This is a genomic window from Ruegeria sp. CF4 (assembly GCF_056537345.1).
In genome coordinates this window covers 1-22,092 of sequence record NZ_JBQFRJ010000001.1, presented here as the reverse complement: position 1 = coordinate 22,092, position 22,092 = coordinate 1, and the positions used below count along the sequence as shown (strand labels likewise).

At 59.0% G+C, this 22,092-nt stretch carries 18 protein-coding genes; 14 read left to right on the top strand and 4 right to left on the bottom strand.

Annotation, left to right across the window (positions count from 1 at the left end):
• From ACR0NF_RS00090 to ACR0NF_RS00080, 3 genes are all read right to left on the bottom strand, one after another.
• Complete coding sequence (locus ACR0NF_RS00090) at positions 1 to 2,403, bottom strand: GcvT family protein (protein ID WP_480777559.1); 2,403 nt, start codon at positions 2,401 to 2,403, stop codon at positions 1 to 3.
• A 107-nt stretch (positions 2,404 to 2,510) separates the two neighbouring features.
• Positions 2,511 to 3,140 carry a glutathione S-transferase gene (locus ACR0NF_RS00085; protein WP_480469039.1) on the bottom strand — a complete coding sequence of 210 codons (630 nt, stop codon included), beginning with the start codon at positions 3,138 to 3,140 and terminating at the stop codon, positions 2,511 to 2,513.
• Positions 3,141 to 3,219: 79 nt separating this feature from the next.
• Complete coding sequence (locus tag ACR0NF_RS00080; RefSeq protein ID WP_480469038.1) at positions 3,220 to 3,717, bottom strand: class I SAM-dependent methyltransferase; 498 nt, start codon at positions 3,715 to 3,717, stop codon at positions 3,220 to 3,222.
• A 228-nt stretch (positions 3,718 to 3,945) separates the two neighbouring features.
• Between ACR0NF_RS00080 and ACR0NF_RS00075 the strand changes: the two genes are divergently transcribed.
• From ACR0NF_RS00075 to ACR0NF_RS00055, 5 genes are read left to right on the top strand one after another with little or no spacing between them, the layout of a single operon-like run.
• Positions 3,946 to 5,718: an ABC transporter ATP-binding protein gene (locus ACR0NF_RS00075; RefSeq protein WP_480469037.1), complete on the top strand. Its 1,773-nt coding sequence runs from the start codon at positions 3,946 to 3,948 to the stop codon at positions 5,716 to 5,718.
• Positions 5,711 to 7,624, top strand: a complete 1,914-nt coding sequence (locus ACR0NF_RS00070) for an ABC transporter substrate-binding protein (protein ID WP_480777558.1) — start codon at positions 5,711 to 5,713, stop codon at positions 7,622 to 7,624. Before ACR0NF_RS00075 ends, ACR0NF_RS00070 begins: the two co-directional genes overlap by 8 nt.
• A 14-nt stretch (positions 7,625 to 7,638) precedes the next feature.
• Positions 7,639 to 8,667 (top strand): ABC transporter permease, encoded by a 1,029-nt coding sequence (locus tag ACR0NF_RS00065; RefSeq protein WP_480469035.1) that lies wholly within the window; start codon positions 7,639 to 7,641, stop codon positions 8,665 to 8,667.
• A complete protein-coding gene (locus tag ACR0NF_RS00060; RefSeq protein ID WP_480469034.1) occupies positions 8,664 to 9,818 on the top strand; it encodes an ABC transporter permease in 1,155 nt (384 codons plus the stop codon). The genes ACR0NF_RS00065 and ACR0NF_RS00060 overlap by 4 nt, the downstream gene beginning before the upstream one ends.
• Entirely contained in the window at positions 9,815 to 11,170 is a 1,356-nt protein-coding gene (locus tag ACR0NF_RS00055; protein WP_480469033.1) for a CoA transferase, read from the top strand. The genes ACR0NF_RS00060 and ACR0NF_RS00055 overlap by 4 nt, the downstream gene beginning before the upstream one ends.
• 88 nt (positions 11,171 to 11,258) lie before the next feature.
• Here ACR0NF_RS00055 and ACR0NF_RS00050 read toward each other — a convergent pair whose 3' ends face one another.
• Complete coding sequence (locus ACR0NF_RS00050) at positions 11,259 to 13,643, bottom strand: mechanosensitive ion channel domain-containing protein (RefSeq protein WP_480469032.1); 2,385 nt, start codon at positions 13,641 to 13,643, stop codon at positions 11,259 to 11,261.
• A gap of 369 nt (positions 13,644 to 14,012) precedes the next feature.
• On the opposite strand from ACR0NF_RS00050, the gene ACR0NF_RS00045 reads away from it, so the two are divergent.
• From ACR0NF_RS00045 to rpe, 9 genes are all read left to right on the top strand, one after another.
• Entirely contained in the window at positions 14,013 to 15,227 is a 1,215-nt protein-coding gene (locus tag ACR0NF_RS00045; RefSeq protein WP_480469031.1) for a glycosyltransferase family protein, read from the top strand.
• The gene (locus tag ACR0NF_RS00040) at positions 15,224 to 16,471 is read left to right on the top strand and encodes a glycosyltransferase (protein ID WP_480469030.1); all 1,248 of its coding nucleotides are present in this window, start codon (positions 15,224 to 15,226) and stop codon (positions 16,469 to 16,471) included. The genes ACR0NF_RS00045 and ACR0NF_RS00040 overlap by 4 nt, the downstream gene beginning before the upstream one ends.
• Complete coding sequence (locus ACR0NF_RS00035; RefSeq protein WP_480469029.1) at positions 16,471 to 17,547, top strand: glycosyltransferase family 4 protein; 1,077 nt, start codon at positions 16,471 to 16,473, stop codon at positions 17,545 to 17,547. Before ACR0NF_RS00040 ends, ACR0NF_RS00035 begins: the two co-directional genes overlap by 1 nt.
• Positions 17,544 to 18,128, top strand: a complete 585-nt coding sequence (locus ACR0NF_RS00030) for a histidine phosphatase family protein (protein ID WP_480469028.1) — start codon at positions 17,544 to 17,546, stop codon at positions 18,126 to 18,128. The genes ACR0NF_RS00035 and ACR0NF_RS00030 overlap by 4 nt, the downstream gene beginning before the upstream one ends.
• Positions 18,125 to 19,267, top strand: a complete 1,143-nt coding sequence (locus ACR0NF_RS00025) for a glycosyltransferase family protein (protein ID WP_480777557.1) — start codon at positions 18,125 to 18,127, stop codon at positions 19,265 to 19,267. Before ACR0NF_RS00030 ends, ACR0NF_RS00025 begins: the two co-directional genes overlap by 4 nt.
• Positions 19,264 to 20,010 (top strand): polysaccharide deacetylase family protein, encoded by a 747-nt coding sequence (locus tag ACR0NF_RS00020; RefSeq protein ID WP_480666549.1) that lies wholly within the window; start codon positions 19,264 to 19,266, stop codon positions 20,008 to 20,010. The genes ACR0NF_RS00025 and ACR0NF_RS00020 overlap by 4 nt, the downstream gene beginning before the upstream one ends.
• 26 nt (positions 20,011 to 20,036) lie before the next feature.
• A complete protein-coding gene (locus ACR0NF_RS00015; RefSeq protein WP_480469025.1) occupies positions 20,037 to 20,513 on the top strand; it encodes a class I SAM-dependent methyltransferase in 477 nt (158 codons plus the stop codon).
• Between the two features lie 30 nt (positions 20,514 to 20,543).
• A complete protein-coding gene (locus ACR0NF_RS00010) occupies positions 20,544 to 21,227 on the top strand; it encodes a DUF1045 domain-containing protein (protein ID WP_480777556.1) in 684 nt (227 codons plus the stop codon).
• 95 nt (positions 21,228 to 21,322) lie between these two features.
• The gene (rpe, locus tag ACR0NF_RS00005) at positions 21,323 to 22,012 is read left to right on the top strand and encodes a ribulose-phosphate 3-epimerase (RefSeq protein WP_480666546.1); all 690 of its coding nucleotides are present in this window, start codon (positions 21,323 to 21,325) and stop codon (positions 22,010 to 22,012) included.
• Positions 22,013 to 22,092 lie beyond the last annotated feature (80 nt).

The window sequence follows — 22,092 nt, the reverse complement described above, 5'->3', positions numbered from 1 at the left end:
TCAGCCTCGCATCGCTTTGCCCTGCGGGTCGTAAGGCGACGGCGCAACCACGCGGGCGGGGCGTTCAACGCCGACCACATGGACCGACAGCTCGGTCCCTGGCTCAGCCTTGTCGCGATCGACCAGAGCCATGGCCAGTGACTTGCCGGTGTAATGGCCGTAGCCGCCCGAGGTGACAAAGCCCACACGCTCTCCTCCGGCCCAAATCGGTTCATACCCGCTGGCATCGGCGTCATCTGCATCAACCTCAAGCGTGACCTGAACCTGCGCCGGACCATTGCCTTCGCGTTCGGCAAGTGCCGCCTCTTTGCCGACGAAGTCCTTATCCCAGTCGATCCAGCGATCCATACCGGTCATGCCCGGCGTGTAGAGCTGCGTGAACTCCGCCGACCAGATGCCAAAGCTTTTCTCCAACCTTGTCGACAACATCGCGTTGAAACCGCATTCGCGGATGCCCTCGTCAGCTCCGGCCTCCAGCAGCATGCGGCGTAGTTTGATATGATCGCCATAGCGGCAGTTGATCTCATACCCTTTTTCGCCGGTCACCGACATGCGCGCAACGCGGCCGCGAACCAGACCGATATCGAATTCACCGCAGCCCATGAATTTCAGGCCCGAGATATCCTGCTCAGCCAGCTTCTCAACCACTGCCTGCGATTTGGGGCCAACCACGGCGAAGCCGCAATATTCCTCGCCCAGATCGCGCACAGTAACGCCATCCATCTTGTGATCGTCAAACCAGCGCATATGCCAAGCCCGCAGATAATAGCTGCCCATGATCCACCAGGTGCCATCGCCCCAGTTCAACACGGTGAGGTCACCCTTGAGACGCCCATTCTCACCCAGCATCGGCGCCAGCTTGGCCCGACCCGGCGCGGGGAGTTTTGAGGCCATGACATTGTCCAGCCATGCCTCGGCATTCGGCCCAGTGACTTCGAACCGTGAAAAGCCCGAGATATCCAACAGACCGATCCCTTCGCGGATCACCTTGCATTCCTCGGCCACAATATCATGTGCGTTCGACCGCTTGAGCGTTGGCGTCTCCTCGAACCCTTTCGGCGCGAAATAGAGCGGCACTTCGAGGTCCCAGCTCACACCCCATTTGCACCCCGCCTCGGTCATCGCATCATGGGCCGGGGCCATTTTCAGCGGACGGCCTGCGGGCAATTGCTCGTTCGGATAGGTCATCACGAAACGGCGGGAATAGAACTGACCGGTCGTCTCGCGGATGTAGCGTTTGTTCTGCGCGAAATCGCCATAACGTGCCACATCCATCGGCCACGCATCAGCCTCGGGCTCTCCATGGATCATCCATTCGGCCAACGTCTTGCCGACGCCACCGCCTTGCAGGAACCCGGCCATTACTGCACAGGCTGACCAATAGCCGCGCTTGCCGGGCACCGGACCGACCAGAGGGTTTCCATCAGGCGAGAAGGTAAACGCGCCGTTCACCCATGTCTTGATGCCCACATTCTGGATCGAAGGGTAACGCTCAAAGCCCAGCGTCAGTTCATTTTCGATCCGGTCGAGTTGTTCCTGAAACAGCTCTTCGCCATAGTTCCAAGGCGCACCGTCCATAGCCCAATGTTCATGGTCAACCTCGTAGATGCCAACCAGAACGCCCTTCTGGTCCTGCCGCATATAAGTAAAGCCTTCGAGATCGACCGTCATTGGCATCTCGAAATCGGCTTCGGCCACTTCTGGGACAGAGTCAGTGATCAGGTAGTGGTGTTTGAGCGGCGAAACAGGCAGTTCCACGCCAGCCATACGCCCCACCTGTTTGGCCCAGAGACCAGCAGCGTTGACCACATGCTCACAGGTGATCGTGCCTTTGTCGGTTACCACCTGCCAGCCATCGTCGGTCTGGATCAGCTCTTCGACTTTGGTCTCTTCGTAATACTCAGCACCGCGCTTCTTGGCTGCGGTGGCATAAGCCTGCACTGTGCCGGTGGTGTCGATGTAACCTTCGCGATCCGCCCACATCGCGCCCAATACGCCATCAGTAGACATGATCGGGCAACGGCGCTGTGCTTCTTCCGGGGTCAGTAGCTCGCAATCATCAATGCCGATGGATTGGAAGATGCGGTAATTGGCCTGCAGCCACTCCCACCGCTCAGGCGTGCCGGCCAATGTCAGGCCGCCGGTCATGTGCAGACCGATATTCTGACCCGACTCCTTTTCGATCTCGCTGAGCAAGTCGATGGTGTAGGCCTGCAGCGATGCCATGTTGGGATCGGCGTTCAGGGCATGGATGCCACCGGCCGCATGCCAGGACGAACCGGACGCCAAGCGCCGTCGCTCCAGCATAACCACATCGGACCAACCGAACTTGGCCAAATGATACAGAACCGAGGCGCCAACCACGCCGCCACCGATGACTACGACACGATACTGAGATTTCATCCTGCACTCCCCTGCATGACTCGCAGAGGACGCTAATAGCACTGTTCACTTCTGTCTAGACATTTCTGTACAGTCCTGTGCCTGATGAGATTTGATGCAAAAATAACCTAAAGCTGAGCGCTGGGGCGGCTTTTGATTACGTCAAACCAAGCTTGCGTTGCGGTGTTCCCGGCGGGGACACGCATTTTGATGACGCGAGCGAAATCGACGAAGACAAAGGCCGAGATATCGGCCAGCGAAAACGCGTCACCGGCGAGGAACGCACTCTCGCGCAGACGACTTTCGAGCAGATCGAAAAACTTGTGCACCCGGTCGCTCCCGCGCTGCGCCAGCTCGGGGATCTGCGCATAATTCACCGGGCCGGGAATCGCCCTGTCCCTAAAGGCCGGGTGCGCATTTCGCAGCGTTTCGGCAATCGGTAAGCCGCCTTGCTGCTCAACAAGCGCGTTCCACATCAGCACCATGCCTTTTTCGTCCGGCGTTTGACCCATGAGGGCAGGTTCAGGAAAGCGTGCTTCGAGATAGGCCGCGATACCCAAATTCTCAGTCAGGACCGACCCCTCATCCGTCACCAGAACGGGCAAGGTGGCACGCGGATTCACAGCGCGAAACGCATCGCTCAGCTGCTCTCCCTCAGCGATTGAAATGTCACGCGTTTCAATCTGAATGCGCTTCTCGGCGATAAACATCCGGGCGCGGCGTGGATTGGGGGCGGTCGAGCAATCGTAGAATAACATGACGCAACTTCCTTCGAGGCATGACATCTCGAAGGTTAGCGGCCCTTCCGGTTAAATACGCAAGTTACCCTACGGCATTTCAGCGTTGATAGATGAAGCAGCGCCCTTCAACCGCGCCTTCTGGCAAGGGCAGTTCCTTCAAAGCCTCGAAATACATCCGGTCGCTCGACACCATCAGCCCGCCCGGAGCCAGCAACGGCTCGATCAGAGGCGAGACGAAGCGGGCAAAAGCGTCATTCTTTTCCCGATTATGTCCACCAAGATCGGCATGAATTAGGCTGGCAGATGCACCGAACCGTTCGACCGAGGCAGGCAGCGTCTCGCGTACATCGCCCAGAATCACCAGATCGTCGGGCGGGGTTGAATCCGGATGTGAGGCGATCGCACGTTCGAATACATAGATCGAACGATCCGGAATATACTGCACCATATGGTGATAGGTGCGCCCATTGCCCAAACCCAGCTCGAACACGGGACCGGGTTGGCCCGCTGTCTGCGCAATCGCAAAATCCAGGCAGGCACGCTGTGACACCATGCGATCGATGAACAGATCCAGTCGGCTTTGTTGCTGGGACACGGGCAAACCTCATTGTTTTGGACAAGCCTAATCGGCATCGGTTGCGCTTTAGATGACAAAATCTCAAGACTTTGTGTAGATGTCCCGGCATGCATTTCATATTTCCGCGACGTTTCTGCGCAAGAAGGTGTTTGACTAGGCCGCCCCAACCGCGCGAAACTGCGTCAAAAAAGTCAGGGAGATTACTAAGCCGATGTTATCAAGCGGCCAGCCGGGTGGAATTCCCGCATGAATGCATTGTTGTCCGTCCGGGATCTGAGCATAGGTTTTGGCGCGGGCGAAGCCGTTGTTCGGGATGTCAACTTTGACGTTGAACCGGGTCAAACGCTGGCCCTGGTCGGAGAATCAGGATCGGGCAAAACAATTTCGTGTAGGGCCGCGCTGAGGATTCTGCCACGTACGGCACAGATTCGCAGCGGATCAATCAGGCTGAACGATTCCAAGGGCACGGCAGAACTCACCGAAATCAGCGAGAAACAGATGCGCGGCATTCGCGGCAATCGGGTTTCGATGATCTTTCAGGAACCGATGCGCTCGCTGTCGCCGCTCCATAAAATCGGCAATCAGGTCAGTGAGGTTCTTTGGCTGCATCGCGGCGCATCCGAGGCTCAGGCCCGTAAAGAAGTTCTGACCCAGTTCGAACGCGTGGGCTTCCCAGACCCTGCGCGCGCCTATGACAGTTACCCGTTCGAGCTGTCTGGTGGTATGCGTCAACGTGCGATGATCGCCATGGCCATGGTCTCAAAACCCGAACTGTTGATCGCGGATGAGCCGACAACCGCGTTGGATGTGACGACGCAGGCGCAGGTTCTTGGACTGATCAAGGAACTTCAGCGCGAGACCGGTATGGCACTGATCCTCGTGACCCACGATCTTGGCGTTGTCGCCAATATGGCCGAGCAGGTCGTGGTGATGCACAAGGGCCGCGTGATGGAGGCCGGACCTGCCGCACCGATTCTGAACGAACCGGCGCATCCCTATACAAAACAGCTGTTTGATGCAGCACCCGAGATTCCGGATCAGGATGCCGTGGGGCTACCGATGCCCGATGAGGATCTGATCCTGCAGATGAAGGGTGTATCAAAGACCTACACGATGCGGTCCAGCAAGGGTTGGAAGGCCGACAAGCTGATCCATGCCTGCCGTGGGGTCGACATGAAGTTGGCCCGCGGCAAGACGCTGGCGATTGTAGGCGAAAGCGGCTCAGGCAAGACCACCGCCGCCCGGATCGCGTTGGGCGCGGAATTGCCCGATCCAGGAGGCGAGGTGTTATTCCGCACCTCTGTGGATGCCGAGCCGATCACCGTCCACAAGATGTCGCGCGCCGAGCGCACCGCCTTTCAGCGCAAGGCACAGATGGTGTTTCAGGATCCTTACAGCTCACTCAGCCCCCGAATGCGCATTCAGGACGCCATGACCGAGCCGCTTGAGATCCATAAATTGGGCACGGCCGCTGAACAGCGAGACAAAGCAGCCGAAATGCTGCAACGGGTCGGGCTGAGTGCCGATATGCTCAAACGCTATCCCCATGCTTTCTCGGGCGGTCAGCGCCAGCGCCTGTCAATCGCGCGCGCGATGATGCTGGACCCCGCGCTGATTGTCTGTGACGAGCCGACCTCGGCCTTGGATGTGTCCGTGCAAGAACAGATCCTGACCCTGCTGGAAGATCTACAGGACAGTCTGAATCTGTCCTACCTGTTCATCTCACACGATCTGGCTGTTGTGGCCCGGATCGCTGATGAGGTCGCCGTGATGCGTCAGGGCCTTGTTGTTGAACAGGCCCCGCCCGAAACCCTGTTCTACAATCCTCACCACCCCTACACCAAGGCACTCATCGCTGCCCAGCCTGAGCCCGATATCAATCGCCCGATCGACCTTAAACTGGTCGCTTTAGGCGCGGGTTCGCCGGACAGTTGGGATGATGCCTTCCGATTTTCCGACTCCGTGGTACCTTCACTGGTAGAAATGGAGCCCGGCCATAAGGTACGTTGCCATGTTTAAGACCACTCACCGATTGTTTCTGGCCACCACGCTGGTCCTTGCGGGCACTCTATCCGCGATGGCAGAAGTTCCCTCAAACCTGCAAGAGAGCGCCTTCTGGCAGTCCGAAGTTGACAGCGGAAACCTGCCCCCTGCCGCCGAACGTGTTCCACAAGACCCGCTTATTGTTGACCTTTCCGCCAAAGGGCGCGAGTTCGGGACCCAGGGCGGCACATTACGCACAATGGTCACCCGGTCCAAAGACATCCGGCAGATGGTGGTTTACGGCTATGCACGGCTTGTCGGTTTCGATCATGAATACAACATCGTGCCCGACCTGTTGGCCGCGTTCGAAAATGAAGACAATCGTAAATTCACGCTAAAGCTGCGCCCCGGTCACAAGTGGTCAGACGGCACACCCTTCACTTCGGAGGATTTCCGCTATTGGTGGGAGGATGTTGCCAATAACGAACTACTCAGCCCCTCCGGCCCGCCGGATTTCCTGCTTGTCGAAGGCCAGCCACCAGCGGTGAGCTTCCCGGATGAGACAACGGTGATCTTTGAATGGGGGGACCCGAACCCGAACTTCCTGCAATCGCTGGCGCAGGCCCGCCCACCCTTCATTTACCGGCCATCCGAGTTTCTCAAGCAATATCACGAGAAATTCGCCGACCCCGAAGAGCTGGCCTTTCAGGTTGAAGACGCCCGTGTCAAAAGCTGGGCCGCGCTGCACAACAAGCTCGACAATCTCTATAAGTTCGACAACCACGAATTGCCGACGCTGCAGCCTTGGCTGAACGCAAGCTCGGGTAAGAAAATCCGCCATAGCTTCATACGCAATCCCTACTACCACCGCATCGACACGAAGGGAGTGCAACTGCCCTATATGGACGTAGTCGAGATGGAGATCGTGGCTCCCGGTCTAGTTGCCGCGAAGACCAATGCAGGCGAAAGCGACCTGCAGGGGCGTGGGCTGGCCTTCCGGGACGCTTCGATCCTGAAAAAGGGCGAGGCGCAGGGCGAGTACAAGACGCTGCTGTGGAAAACCGGAGTTGCGTCACAGATCGCCATCTACCCCAATCTGAATTTCGAGGACAAAGCCTGGCGTGACGTGCTGCGCGATGTGCGTGTGCGCCGCGCCCTGTCGCTGGCAATTGATCGCAAGACGATTAATCAGGCGCTTTATTTCAAGCTGGCGCAGCCCGGTGCGATGTCGGTTCTGCCAGCTTCGCCCTACTATAGCGAAGAAAACGCGCAAGCCTGGGCGCAATACGACATCGATATGGCAAACGCCCTGCTGGATGATGCCGGTCTCAGCCAGCGCGACAAGAATGACATCCGCCTGCTGCCCGATGGTCGCCCGATGGAACTGGTGATCGAAACCGCCGGAGAACGGCAAGAGGTCGAAAACGCACTGCAGATCGTCACCGATACCTGGCGTGAGATTGGTGTGAAATTGGTGATGCGGCCTCTGGACCGGGACATCCTGCGTAACCGGGTCTTTTCCGGCAACACAATGGCATCGGTCTGGTTCGGTTGGGATGATGGGATCCCGCAGGGCCACACCTCTCCGGCCTATCTGGCACCCACGGATCAGGTGTTTCTGGCTTGGCCGAAATGGGGCCAATACTATCAGACCGGCGGCGATGCGGGCGAGGCGCCTGACATGCCCGAGGCTGAACGTCTGATGGAGCTGGCGCACAACTGGGAAATCGCCACCACCGATGCAGAGCGCGAAGCTGCCTGGCGCGAAATGCTGGATATCCATGCTCAGCAACTTTATGCGATCGGCATTCTGAATGGCGCACCGCAGCCCGTCGTGGTGTCGAACCGTCTGCGCAATGTACCCGAACAAGCCATGTGGGCGTGGGAGCCCGGCGCACATTTCGGCATTCACCGCCCCGACGAGTTCTTCTTCGCCGACTGATCAGGAGCAGCTAAATGGTCATGCTGCGCTATGCGGTGTATCGCTTTTTCACGATGCTGCTGACGTTGTTGGTGGTATCGGTCCTGATCTTCGTGATCATCAACCTGCCCCCCGGCGATTACCTCAGCAACCAGATCGCCGAGCTGCAGGCCTCGGGGCAATCGGCTGGCGTCGCCAAGGCGGAATTCCTTCGAAAGGAATATTCGCTGGATCGGTCTCTGCCGGAACAATACCTGATCTGGATGGGCTTCTGGCCCGGACCGCATGGGTTCGAAGGGCTGTTGCAAGGCAACTATGGCTGGTCCTTCGAATTCGATCGCCCGGTGTCCGAGATTGTCGGCGATACGCTATGGCTGACCGTCGTGGTCAATCTGGCCGCTATCCTTTTCGTTTACGCAGTCGCCCTGCCCCTCGGCGTGATCGCCGCCGCGCGATCGCGGACATGGATCGACTATACCTCGGCCTTTGTGGGTTATCTGGGCCTCGCCACGCCTAACTTTCTGCTGGCATTGATCCTGTTCTACTATGGCCATCAGTATTTCAACCTGCCCATCGGCGGCCTGATGGACCCAAAGTTCGAAGGCGAACCGATGAGCTGGGACAAGCTCAAATCCATCCTACTTCATCTGATCGTGCCAACCTTTGTGATCGGCACCTCGGGCGCGTCAGCGATGATGCAGCGCCTGCGGGCCAATATGCTGGACGAGCTTGGCAAACCCTATGTGGAAACTGCTATCGCCAAGGGCATGGCGCCATCGCGGATGCTGACGAAATACCCCCTGCGCGTGGCCTTCAACCCTTTTGTGGCCGACATCGGCAACCTGCTGCCGTCCATGGTATCAGGCTCGGTTCTGGTCTCGGTTGTTCTGGGCCTGCAAACCATCGGCCCGACCCTGCTGACGGCGCTGAAAACACAGGATCAGTTTCTGTCGGCTTTCATCCTGATGTTTGTGGCCTTGCTGACCCTGATCGGCACCATGATCTCGGACATCCTGCTGGTCATGCTCGACCCGCGCATCAGATATGAGGGGCGTGAAGCATGACCCAACGTCCCGACGGTCGCTATGTCGACGAAGCCCCTTTCGACCCACAGGCCTCGATCCAACAGCTGGAACGTGCCGATCTGGACGCACCCAACTGGGTGCTGGTCTGGCGCAAATTCAAGACCCATAAGCTGGGCCTGATATCTGGCATCTTCCTGCTGCTCTGTTACCTGATGCTGCCCTTTGCAGGTTTCATCGCACCATACGGTCCCAATGATCGGAACGGCGAGCACCTGTACGCCCCGCCTCAATCCATCAACTGGTTCCATGAGGGTGAATTCGTTGGCCCTTACGTCTATCCCATCGTGGCAGAGGCTGACCTTGAGACCTTCCAGTGGAAATTCGTCCCCGATACCGAGGACCCGCGCCCGATCCGGTTCTTCTGTGAAGGGTCCGAGTACAAGCTGGCGGGCCTGATCAAATCCGACACGCACCTGTTCTGCGCGCCCGAGGGCGCCACGCTGTTCCTTTGGGGTTCGGACCGATTGGGTCGAGACGTTTTCAGCCGCATCCTCTATGGCGCGCAATTGTCGCTGACCGTGGGTCTGATCGGCATCTCGGTGTCGTTCTTCCTGGGTATCCTGTTCGGTTCGATGGCCGGATATTTCGGAGGGCGCATCGACTGGGTCATCAATCGTGTAATTGAAATCCTGCGCTCGCTGCCGGAACTGCCCCTTTGGCTGGCCTTGTCCGCCGCTGTTCCATCGAATTGGAGCCCGGTTGCGGTGTTCTTCATCATCTCGATCATCCTCGGCATACTCGACTGGCCAGGCCTCGCCCGCTCTGTACGCGCCAAGTTCCTGTCGCTGCGGGAAGAGGAATATGTGCGCGCCGCCGAGATGATGGGCGCGAGCTCGGGCCGGGTGATCCGCAAGCACCTGCTTCCGAACTTCATGTCACACCTGATCGCGTCAGCAACACTGTCGATTCCCGCAATGATCCTTGGCGAAACCGCACTCAGCTTCCTTGGCCTTGGCCTGCGGGCCCCAGCGGTTAGTTGGGGCGTGATGCTGAACGACGCGCAGAACCTCGCTTCGATCGAGATCTACCCGTGGACCGCGATCCCGATGCTGCCGATCATCGTCGTTGTGCTGGCCTTCAACTTCCTCGGTGACGGATTGCGCGACAGTCTGGATCCCTATCAGCAATGACCCTGCTCTCTGCCCTGCCCGCAACCGACAGCTACAAGGTCATCGGGGTCGGAGCCCGCCCCAGCGCCTTTGCGGTATCCGAACTGGCGACGGCAAGCTTTGCCGCAGTGGGTCAGGAACTGGCCCGTCTGATGACAGCCCTCAACCTGTCAGCCACGCCGCCTGAGATAGCCGTGGATCACCGGCTCGCCTCTTTGTGGTATGGCTTTTCGTTCAAGCCCGAAGGGTGGAAGATGCCCAGCTTGTGGGATACCATTGCCGGGGATTACAAGGCCGCAGATGGCTGGATCAGGTTGCACACCAACCTGCCCCACCACCGCGCCGCCGCGCTCAAGGTACTGCAGGTGGAAGCGGACCGGGACACCGTGACACGCGCGATCAAAGACTGGTCCATCATCGATCTGGAAGCTGCCATCGTCGCTGAGGGAGGTGTCGCCGCCGCCATGCGCAACCGCTCCGAATGGCAGGACCACCCACAAGGGCGCGCCGTCGCCCGCGAGCCCCTGATCGGCTGGCACGGACCGCACAATGTCACTCTGCGTGATCGTCCCGAAGCGTCGGGCGAGCGACCGTTGGCCGGGCTTCGTGTACTCGACCTGACCCGCATTCTGGCCGGTCCGGTCTCGACACGGACACTTGCAGCATTCGGGGCGGACGTGTTGCGCATCGACCCTCCGGGTTGGGATGAACCCGGAGTGATCCCCGATATCTCACTAGGGAAACGCTGCGCCTATCTGGATCTGAAAACGCCGGACGGGCTGAATCAGCTGAAAGACCTATTGGCACAAGCCGATGTGCTGGTTCATGGCTATCGCCCCGGCGCACTGGACGCGCTCGGGCTGGGCAAAGCAACCCGTGACCAACTTGCCCCTAACCGGATCGAGGTCACTCTGGATGCCTATGGCTGGCAAGGTCCATGGGCCACTCGGCGCGGGTTCGACAGCCTTGTGCAAATGAGTTCAGGGATCGCCCATGCCGGTATGGCCTGGGCCTCTGCAGACAAGCCCACACCGTTGCCCGTGCAAGCTCTCGATCACGCCACGGGCTATCTGATGGCCGCGGCAGTCCTCTCAGCCATGGCCGAGGCCGCTACGGGTCACACTGTAATGGATGCCCGCCTATCGCTCGCCCGCACCGCAGAACTGCTGGCGACCCTCGCTAAGAACAGCGGCGGTGAAGACATTACCACCGCAGCTTCTTCAGATTACGCCGCACAGACCGAAGCTTCCGGCTGGGGGCCAGGCCACCGCCTGAAACCGGCCCTCACAGTCGGACCCGCCGCAATGACCTGGCGCTTGCCCGCCGCCAAACTCGGGACGTCTGACGCGGCCTGGCCGACCCCCTCAGCCTAGCGCAATCGCCGCGCGGAACGCGCGGCTTGGCCCAACGCTTTGGGCCGCGTCGCGTCAGCGACGCAGATCAAAGGGGCGGGAGAGGACCTTACCGATCGTCGCCACCAGCCGGTCCGATATCGTCCAGATAATCCTCATCAATCGCCGCCTGCACCGCTCCGGTTACCGCTTCGCGCTGCTTTGGTGTCAGGTCCTCAGCCTCCTTGTCATCCGCCAGACGCACCGTGACCTCACGATGCGCGAAACGGATGCCTTCCCGGGCAAACAGCTCGCGTATATCCTGATAGACTTTCTTGCGCACCAGCCACTGATCGCCCGGCTTGGTCATGAACTTCACCCGGATGATCATCGCCGAATCCTGCATCTCGATCACGCCTTGAGACTTCAGCGGTTGGATGAAGTTATCGCCGATCACAGGATCGCTCAGCAATTCCTGCCCCAGCTTCTTGATCAGTTTGCGCACCTTCTCAACGTCGGTGTCATAGGTCACCCGCAAGGGCAGTTTCATGATCACCCAATCACGCGAATAGTTGGTCAGAACCTTGATCTCACCAAAGGGAATAGTGTTCAGCGCCCCAAGGTGATGCCGCAACTGGAACGACCGGACCGAGATCTTCTCAACCGTTCCCTTCACGTCGCCGATATCGATATATTCGCCCTTCCGGAACGCATCATCCATCAGGAAGAACGCCCCCGAAAAGATGTCTCGAACCAAAGTCTGCGACCCAAAGCCAACGGCCAAACCGACGACACCGGCACCTGCAAACAGGGGGCTGACATTGATGCCGAGTTCCATCAGCACGATCAGCGCAATCGTCACCACGACCACCGCCAATATCGCCCCGCGAAACAGGGGCAGCAACGTCGCCAGACGGCTTTGCCCGCCTTCGCCGCCTTCGTCACCCAGCTCCGCCTCTGCGCCTCCGTCGTCAACCTCCTCGGCGATCTTGCTGTCAATCCAGACCCGGAAAAAGTGGAACAGGATATAGCCGATGAACAGGATTACCATCACATCCAGCGCCCGACCAACCGGCAGATCCTCGCTCCAGTTCGCTTGCGGGTTCCAGATCACTACCAAGGCATAGAGGCCTACGACAAAAGCCAGAATACCGGCCACACGGCGGGCGAGATCCTCGTAAGTCAGGATAGCGTATTTACGCTTTTCGGCCTCAAGTGTGGCGGTTTCTGCTTCGGCCTTGGCCTCCGCGTCTTCCGCTTCCGCATTCAACTCTTCAATCTTGCGATTGCGATCAAAATAGCGCTCAAGCAGATAGTTCATCGCCCCGTAGGCCACGACAACCGACATAAAGATCGCATAGCTGCTGGCCACAATCGGGATCGAGTCCTCGACCTCAAGCACAAGATCGACTGCCAGCTTGAGCCAGCTGAAGACCAAATAGAGGATCAATACCGGTGCCCAGGCGAACGAGATGAAACGCAAAATCCACGACACCTGATCGGGGGCTCGCCCGCCCCGGATCGCATTTGAAATGGCACGCGCGTTGAACAGGATCATCAACACATTACCCAACGCCCCGGCCAGGGTCAGCGAGCCGTACACCATGGCATAGACATTGTAGTTCAGACCGAAATCAGCGACCCAGGTCGAGAACAAAACCACCGAAATATCATAGGTCGCCAGCGCCGATGCCCAGACATACAACCGTTTCGCATCCCGGTCCGAGAAGGGCGGCAATCGATATTGGCTGAGGTAGGGCGACAGAACCATGCGCCACAGGTCCGACACTGTGCGCGACAGGAAGAACGCCGTGAAGATCGCAGTGACGGTGAACTGAATCGAGATATCCTCGGCCTCGCCAAAGAACAGATATCCGACGATCAGCGCCATGAGCATGGCAAAGACCGTACCGCCAATCCCCATCAAGAAGCGGAACACCAGGAACGGCATCTTCTCGCGATAGCCATGAGGCTGTTCCTTGATCCGCGCCACGACAAAGCGCTTGGCGATACGTTTGCCGTAGATTTCCGTCGACAACCAGCGCCCCAGCAACAGGAATAAAATGTTCCAGAACAGCACTTCGACATAGGTTTGGATGCGACCATCCGGGCTGGTCTGTCTTAGGACATATTTTACTTCAAAAACTGAGTAGGGCAGCGCCTCAAGTCGCGAACGAACGGATTCGCGGAAGTCAGAAAAGCGCTCCTGCGCTTTCATAAGCTGTGATCCCTCACCCATGGAGTCAGCAGCTGACGACTCATTCGCCGCGCTGCCTGAGGCGGGTGTTGAAACCACCTGACCGGCACTATCGATCACGATAACGCTGGCCCCCGCCTCGGATGCAGCCCGGATAGCCGCCGCCACATCCTCATTCTCTGAGGTCGCGGTACCGGACTCTTCCGTCCCTCCGATGGGATAGCCTGGAATAAGCGACTGCGCCGCCGCCGCTGAAACAAATGCCAGCGACAGCGCCCAAAACACCAGCACCAATCCGGCAAGAACTTTCTTTTTCATGATACGTTTCATCCAATTCGCGGTTGCAGGGCAGCCTATAGAACCTGTCGAGCTGGTTCAAATCCTCACCACACGCCATCACAACATCGTCCTGCATCCGTGTTCTCGTGACACCGCTGGCTATAAGGTGTTTTCAAGCCAACGAAAATTGAATATGACAACTCAGAGAAATACGATGTTGGAGACCTGCCTCGAAAACCCCTGTTCAAAGTGGCCCACAGATGGCTTGGCCAGCAAAAGCTGTTGCCAATTCGCAATGTTTGCCACATTTGCATGGTGCGCTCTGCCGCTTTGGCAAGCAGGCACGGAACATATAAGATAACAGATGCAAACGCGCGGAATTGCACTGGAACCCGAAACAGGCAAAGCATGAGCCTAAGAACAGCACACGAAAAACACGGCCGCGCCCCGCGCATCCTGCTCTACAGTCACGATACGTTCGGTCTGGGTCATCTAAGACGGTCCCGGGCATTGGCTGCCGCTATCACGCAGGCGGATCCGCGCGCCTCAGCTCTGATTCTGACGGGTTCTCCGGTGGCCGGGCGCTTCACTTTCCCGCGTCGCGTGGACCATGTGCGCCTGCCTGGTGTTACCAAGCGTGCCGACGGCTCTTACGCGTCGCGGACTATCGGCATGGGTATCGAGGAAGTCACCGAGCTGCGATCCAGCCTGATCCAGACCGCGGTTGAGCAATTCGATCCTGACGTGTTGATCGTCGACAAGGAACCCACCGGGTTTCGCGGAGAGCTGCTGCCGACGCTCGAATATCTGGAGTATTCTCGCTCGACAAAATTGGTACTCGGCCTGCGTGACGTGCTGGATGAACCCGAAGTTCTGGCCGCTGAATGGCAACGCAAGGACGCAATCGCAGCGACCGAACGGTTCTACGACGAAATCTGGGTTTATGGCCTGCGCTCGATCTATGATCCCACGCAAGGGTTGCCCCTCAGCCCCGCGACGCAGCAGCGGATACATTGGACAGGCTACTTGCGGCGCGATCTGGGACCAGTCGGTGAGCCGCCCGAGCAGCCTTATATCCTGATCACCCCCGGCGGTGGTGGCGACGGCAAGGCGATGGTCAACCTCGTTCTTTCGGCCTACGAAAAGGACCCCGATCTGTCACCTCGCGCAGTTCTGGTTTATGGTCCGTTCCTGTCGGGCGAGCTGCGCGAGGATTTCGAAACCCGCGTCGCCGCACTGAACGGCCGGGTTACGGCGGTTGGCTTCGAATCCCAGATCGAGACGCTTTTTGCCGGTGCCGCCGGTGTTGTCTGCATGGGCGGATACAACACCTTCTGCGAAGTTCTGTCCTTCGACAAGCCCGCCGTAATCGTGCCGCGTACGACCCCACGGCTTGAACAATGGATCCGCGCCTCACGCGCGGAAGATCTGGGCCTTGTGCAGATGTTGGATGAAACGCGCGACGGACTGACGGCGGACGCAATGATCCAAGCGATCCGTGATCTGTCAGACCAGCCCCTCCCCTCACAAGCCATTCGTGCGGGGTTGCTGGATGGCCTGAAATACGTCACCCATCGTATCGATGCCCTGCTGGGTGCGGAACAAGAGCGCGCCATCGGATGACGGCCAAATCCCCCAAGCTAGCGGTGCTGGTCAAAGGCTGGCCGCGCCTGTCCGAGACGTTCATTGCACAGGAACTGGTGGCCCTGCAGGACGCCGGGCACCAGTTCGATATCTGGTCCCTGCGCCACCCCACCGACACCAAACGCCACCCGCTGCACGACAGATTTCAGGGGCAGGTTCATTACCTGCCGGAATATCTGTATGATGAACCGCAACGTCTGCAGGCTGCGCGCCAGATCGCAATGCGCTTGCCCGGCTATCAACAAGCCTATGACATCTGGCGGCAGGATCTGCGACGCGATCCCTCCCATAACCGTATCCGCCGCTTTGGCCAGGCCTGCGTATTGGCTGCCGAGCTTCCCGAGCAGACACAAGCGCTTTATGCGCATTTCATGCACACGCCCTCATCGGTCGCGCGCTATGCCGCAATCATACGCGGCCTGCCCTGGAGCTTTTCGGCCCACGCCAAAGACATCTGGACCTCACCCGATTGGGAAAAGCGTGAGAAGCTGCAAGCGGCAACATATGGGGCGGCCTTTGGCGCGACCTGCACAGCCATCGGTGCCGCGCATTTGCGCTCACTTGCCGACGATCCGGAACGGGTCGACCTGATCTATCACGGGCTGGATCTGTCACGGTTTCCCGCCCCTCCTCAACGCGCACCACGTCAGGCGGGTTCGCCGTTCCGCATGCTCTCGGTCGGGCGTCTGGTCGAAAAGAAAGGTATTGACCGGCTTCTTGAGGCGCTCGCGCTTTTGCCGAAGACGCTGGATTGGCACTGGGTCCATATCGGCGGCGGTACACTCGGCGATGCGCTGAAAGCCCAAGCCGATGCGGCGGGGTTGACCTCGCGGATCACGTGGAAGGGAGCCTGCGATCAGCCCGAGGTGATTGCCGAAATGCAGCACTCAGATCTGTTTGTCCTGCCCAGCCGTATCGCGGAAGACGGCGACCGGGACGGGTTACCGAACGTGCTGATGGAAGCGGCGTCTCAACGTTTGCCGATCCTCTCCACTCCGATTTCGGCCATACCCGAGTTCATCGAAGATGGCGTCCACGGCGTCTTGTCCAGCGACGAACCGACGGCACTGGCCAGCGCGATCATCAAGTTAGCCGAGCATCCCGATACTTCAATCTGTATGGCCGCGGCCGCTCATGATCGGTTGATCGCGGACTTCCAGATGGACCCAGGCATTCGCCGCCTGTCTGAGCGGCTGAAAACCTTGTGTACGGATGACGTCTGATGGCGCGGGTTGCATTCTATGCGCCGATGAAATCCCCCGACAGCCCTAAACCCTCGGGCGATCGCGAAATGGCACGGAACCTCATGACAGCGATCGCGGCGCAGGGGGACAGCGTCGAGCTCGCCTCGCAACTCCGCATCTACGACAAAACGGGTGATTCACAGGTGCAAGAGACGTTTCTGGCCCAAGCACAGGCGGAAACCGAGCGACTGGTTCAGGGCCTGCCTGCTGATACAAACCTTTGGGTGACTTATCACAATTACTACAAGGCCCCTGACCTGTTGGGGCCGGAAATCTGCCGTGCGCGCGGCATCCCGTACGTACAGCTTGAAAGCACCCGCGCCACAAGTCGGCTGAACGGCCCTTGGGATCGCTTCGCCCACTACGCCCATGCGGCCTGTGATGCAGCGCAGGTTATCTTCTACCATACGGCAAACGACCTGATCACATTGCAGCGAGAGCGTTACGGCAATCAGCAGCTTACCGAGCTACCCCCGTTCCTGCCGATCACAGACCTGCCGAAAGCTTCATCTCAAGATGGCCCCATGCTGACCGTAGGAATGATGCGAGACGGCGACAAGCTGAGCTCATACACCATTCTGGCTGAAACTCTGGCGCATCTGACCGGTGACTGGGTTCTGGACATCGCGGGTGACGGTCCCGCCCGCCCACAGGTTGAAGCGTTGATGGCACCCTTTGAAGATCGTGTCCGGTTTCTCGGGCAGTTGAACCGGGCGACATTGCAACAGGTCTACGAGCGCGCATCACTGTTGATCTGGCCTGGTTTCAATGAAGCTTACGGAATGGTCTACCTTGAGGCGCAGGCCAGCGGCATACCCGTGGCGGCGCAAGATCGCCCCGGCGTGCGCGATGTTCTTCTGCCTTCCGATTATCCATCTGTTGAGGCCGGAACGGCCGGGCTGGCCACACGTATACAGACCTTTTGCGCTGATCCTGATTTGCGCCGCAGAGAAGGCGAACGCGCGCGCGCGCACATTGCCAAACGACATCTGATGCCCGCTGCGACAAATACCTTCTGGTCCGCCGTTCGCCCGTTGCTGGAAGATCAACCATGAGCCGTTTAGCGCTACTACGCCACGGACATACGGACTGGAACCGCGCGGGCCGCATTCAAGGACGCAGTGACATACCGCTTGATGCCGATGCACGCGCCGAACTGTCAGTATATTGCCTGCCTGCCCCATGGGACACGGCATCGGTCTGGTCCAGCCCCTTATCACGAGCAGCGGAAACCGCGCTGCTGGTCTCGGGTCAGACCCCAAAAACATCCGAAGCCTTGACCGAAATGAACTGGGGCGAATGGGAAGGGCAGCGTGGCGTCGACCTTATCCAGATACCGGACAGCGGCTACCGGCACATAGAGGATTGGGGCTGGGGCTTCCGGCCCCCCGGAGGCGAAAGCCCGGCAGACCTTTGGACTCGGATTGCACCATGGCTGGAGACCCTTCAGGGTGACACGCTTGCCGTCTGCCACATCGGCATCATGCGGGTGATCCTTGCCAAGGCATGGGACTGGGATTTCTCAGGCCCCGCCCCGTTCAAGATCAAGCGAAACAGACTATATATCGTGGACCTCAGCACCATGCGGGCCGAGGTCGAACCAATCAGACTGATCCGAAGCGAGGCCCATCCATGAGGGTCATGATCACCGTAACTCATTTGTTGGGAACCGGGCACCTGAGCCGCGCACTGACTTTGGGTCGCGCCTTTGTTCAGCAAGGCCATGAGGTTTTTGTGATCTCAGGCGGGATGCCTGCGCCACAGCTTGACACGCGCGGGATGACATTGCTGGGGTTGCCGCCGCTGCGATCGGATGGCACCAACTTTACGCGCCTTCTGGACCAGAGCGGAGAGGTGGCAGACCCGGACTATCTGGCCGCGCGTGTTACCGCACTGACAGAGGCGCTGCGCAGGTTTCAACCTGAGATATTCATCACTGAGCTTTATCCGTTCGGCCGTCGCTCGCTTGCGCCCGAATTTCTGGCGGCGCTCGAGGTCGCACAAGCCTTGCCGACCCCGCCAGTCATTCTCAGTTCGATCCGCGATATCCTCGCGCCGCCCTCGAAACCCGCTAAAGCCGAACGCGCGGATGAAATCATTGCACAGTTCTACGACAGTGTTCTTGTTCATTCCGATCCCGACATCGCCCCGCTGCAGATAAGCTGGCCTGTATCGGATCAACTGGCCGCACGCCTGCACTATACAGGCTTTGTTGCGGCAGCCGCACCGCTGCCGCATCCCGAAGGCCTGGGGCAGGATGAAATTGTGGTCAGCGCAGGCGGAGGGTCAGTTGGCCAACCGATCTTTCGCTCGGCCATCGAGGCCGCGCGAAAGATGCCCAACAGGCGTTGGCGCCTGTTGGTAGGTGGGCAAGACGCACGGTCGCGCATTAATGAATTGTCGGCTCTTGCCGGAGATATCCCGATCACCATTGAACCTGTTCGATCAGACTTTCGGCAAATGCTGCCGCTTGCTGCCGCGTCGGTCAGTATGTGCGGCTACAACACGGCAATGGATTTGCTGCAAAGCGGCACGCCTTCGGTTCTCATACCCTTCGAAGACGGCAAAGAAGTCGAACAAAGTCTGCGCGCAGGCAGTCTTGCCAAGTTGGATGGCGTCACTGTTCTGAAAAGTGACGATCTGGATGGCGCGTCCCTTGCTGACGCATTGGCACGCGTCATGTCAGGACCGGATCGCGCGCCCATGACCCACGGATTCAACGGTGCCCAACGCGCGGTGGAGATCGCGACCAGCTTGCGGAGGGCCAAAGGATGACCCCCGATTGGCGACCCTTGCAAGCAGAACTGGATCTTTGGCGCAAGGCGGGCCTCACTCTGCCACTCTGGTGGCGAGACGACGATGCCGTTTCAGTCACCCGGCAGCTCGATCAATTGACGGCGCTGTCTGATGAGCTTGGTCTGCCCGCCCACTTGGCGGTGATCCCGCAAGGCGCTGAAGCTGAACTCGTAGCTTATGTGCAAGCCAGTCCTGCTTTGATCCCGGTCGTGCACGGTTGGGCGCATCGGAACCATGCACCGCAAGGCGAGAAAAAGGCGGAGTTTCGCCTCCATCGACCAATCGAGGCAATCACCGCTGACGCTGAGGCGGGTCTGATGCGGCTCAAGATGTTGTTCGGCGAATACCTGCGCCCGATGTTTGTTCCCCCCTGGAACCGGATCGCGCCTGAAGCCGCGGAGCGCCTGCCCGCTTTGGGCTATCGCATTCTCTCGACGTCTACGCCACGCAAATCCGAATTGGCAGCGCCGGGTTTGAAACAAGTGAACACTCATCTGGATCCCATCGACTGGCACGGCACGCGCGGTCTGGCCGACCCCGAGCACCTTGTCTTGCAAACCGTGCAGCTCTTGCAGGATCGCCGTGAAGGACGGACTGACAACACGGAACCGTTTGGTGTGTTGACGCACCATCTGGTCCATGATCAAGACATCTGGGATTTTACGAGAGACTTGCTGCAACGATTGCTCGATGGGCCGGGTAAACCCTGGACCGCTGCATAAGACCCTCAACTGGAAGGAAAGCCCGAATGAGCAGACTTGATTCAATGCTGCGCCGCCTGACGGCTCAGCGCGACGGGCTGAACTGGGCCGCTGCGCAGATCGAAGGCGAGGATGGCGATGTTTTGGACATGGGGTTGGGCAATGGCCGCACTTACGATCATCTTCGGGAAATCTTACCTGCGCGTCGAATCTGGGTGATGGATCGGGTCCTGCAATGTCACCCCGATAGTACGCCTCCGGAAGAGGATTTCCTGCAGGGTGAGGCGGAACCCATGTTGGAAAAGCTGGCCACACAAGGGCGAACCATAGCGTTGGCGCATTATGATTTCGGGCGCGGCATCAAATCCGAGGATGTGGCAGAGGCCGCGCGCCTCAGCCCCTTGATAGCGCAGGTGATGCGCCCCGGAGCGTTGCTGATCTCGGGCCAACCCTTGGTCGGGTTCGACCAAATCGCGGGACCCGAAACCATCGCTCCGGACCGGTATCTTTTCTACCGCGCCTGATTTGACGCAAGGATGTATCGAGAAACCGAGATGGAGTTCACACGCTACGCAGTCTATTTCCTGCCACCGCCTGAGGCTGAATGGGTCCGATTCTGCAAGGCATGGCTGGGCTGGGACGTGGACGAAGGCCAGCCAATTCCCCATCCAGATCTTTCCGATATTGATGTTGCTGCCACAACAGAAACGCCGCGCAGATACGGCCTGCACGCGACCCTGAAGCCACCATTTCGTCTGCGAGAGGGGCAAACTCTGGCTGCTTTGAAAGCTGCCTGCAGAGAACTTGCGCAAACGCAGCGACTGGCGGTTGTATCAGGATTGCACATCGCCCCGCTGGGTCGATTTCTGGCTCTTGTGCCGGGTGGTGACACCACAGCTGTCAACACACTTGCCGCCGCTTGCGTACGCGATCTGGACAGGTTCCGAATGCCATTGACTGACTCTGAACTGGCGCGCCGTCGCACGGCCAGACTAACGACAGAGCAGGAAAGCAATCTGATCCGTTGGGGGTATCCGCATGTAATGGGTACTTTTCGCTTTCACATCACTCTGAGCAGCAAGCTCAGCAAACCGACCCTGCGACAGGTTCAAACCCTGCTAGAGGCGAGGCTACATCCGATACTGCCCGAACCACTGGAGATCCGTGATCTGGCACTGGTCGGAGAAGCTTCTGATGGCCGATTTCACCTGCTGGAACGCATCCCCTTGGGCGCTTGAGAGAGGATTGCCCCAAATCACGAGCGTAGGGGCTACCCATCGAAGCCTCAGGCAGCTATATGGCCTCGCAAACCAGATCTCACATGAGGCCCGCCATGAGCTTTGATTGCTCCATCAAGATCGCACCTTCCATCTTGTCTGCCGATTTCGCCAATTTCGGACAGGAAATTCAGGCCATCGAAGCACAAGGGGCGGATTGGGTCCACGTCGATGTGATGGATGGGCATTTCGTGCCAAACCTCACTTTCGGCCCGCCTGCTGTCAAAGCGTTCCGTCCGCATGTGAAAACAGTGATGGACGTGCACCTGATGATCTCTCCGGTCGATCCCTACATTCAGGCTTATGCCGATGCGGGCGCCGACATCCTGACCGCCCATGTTGAGGCCGGACCGCATACACACAGGACGCTGCAGGCCATCCGCGGTGCCGGTATGAAGGCAGGTGTCGCGCTGAACCCAGGCACTCCGGCGGAGGCGGTTGAGCATTTGCTGGAGCTGACCGATCTGGTCTGCGTGATGACCGTAAACCCCGGCTTTGGCGGTCAGAAGTTCATCGACATGACGGCCAAAGTACGTCGACTGCGCGAAATGATCGGCGATCGCCCCGTGCATATCGAGATTGACGGTGGCGTTGATCCCGCCACGGCCCCTCTGGTCGCTGCTGCAGGTGCTGATGTTCTAGTTGCCGGGTCTGCGGTGTTCAAAGGCGGATCGGTGACCAATCCGTCGGTCTACGGCGACAACATTCGTGCCGTACGCACTGCTGCTGAAAGCGCCATCGGCTGAGCACAAGCGCTCCCGCCAGTCATCGACATTCCTGACGGAATGCCTCCTCCTGTTGGGCCCGGCATCGCGCGACGCGCGAT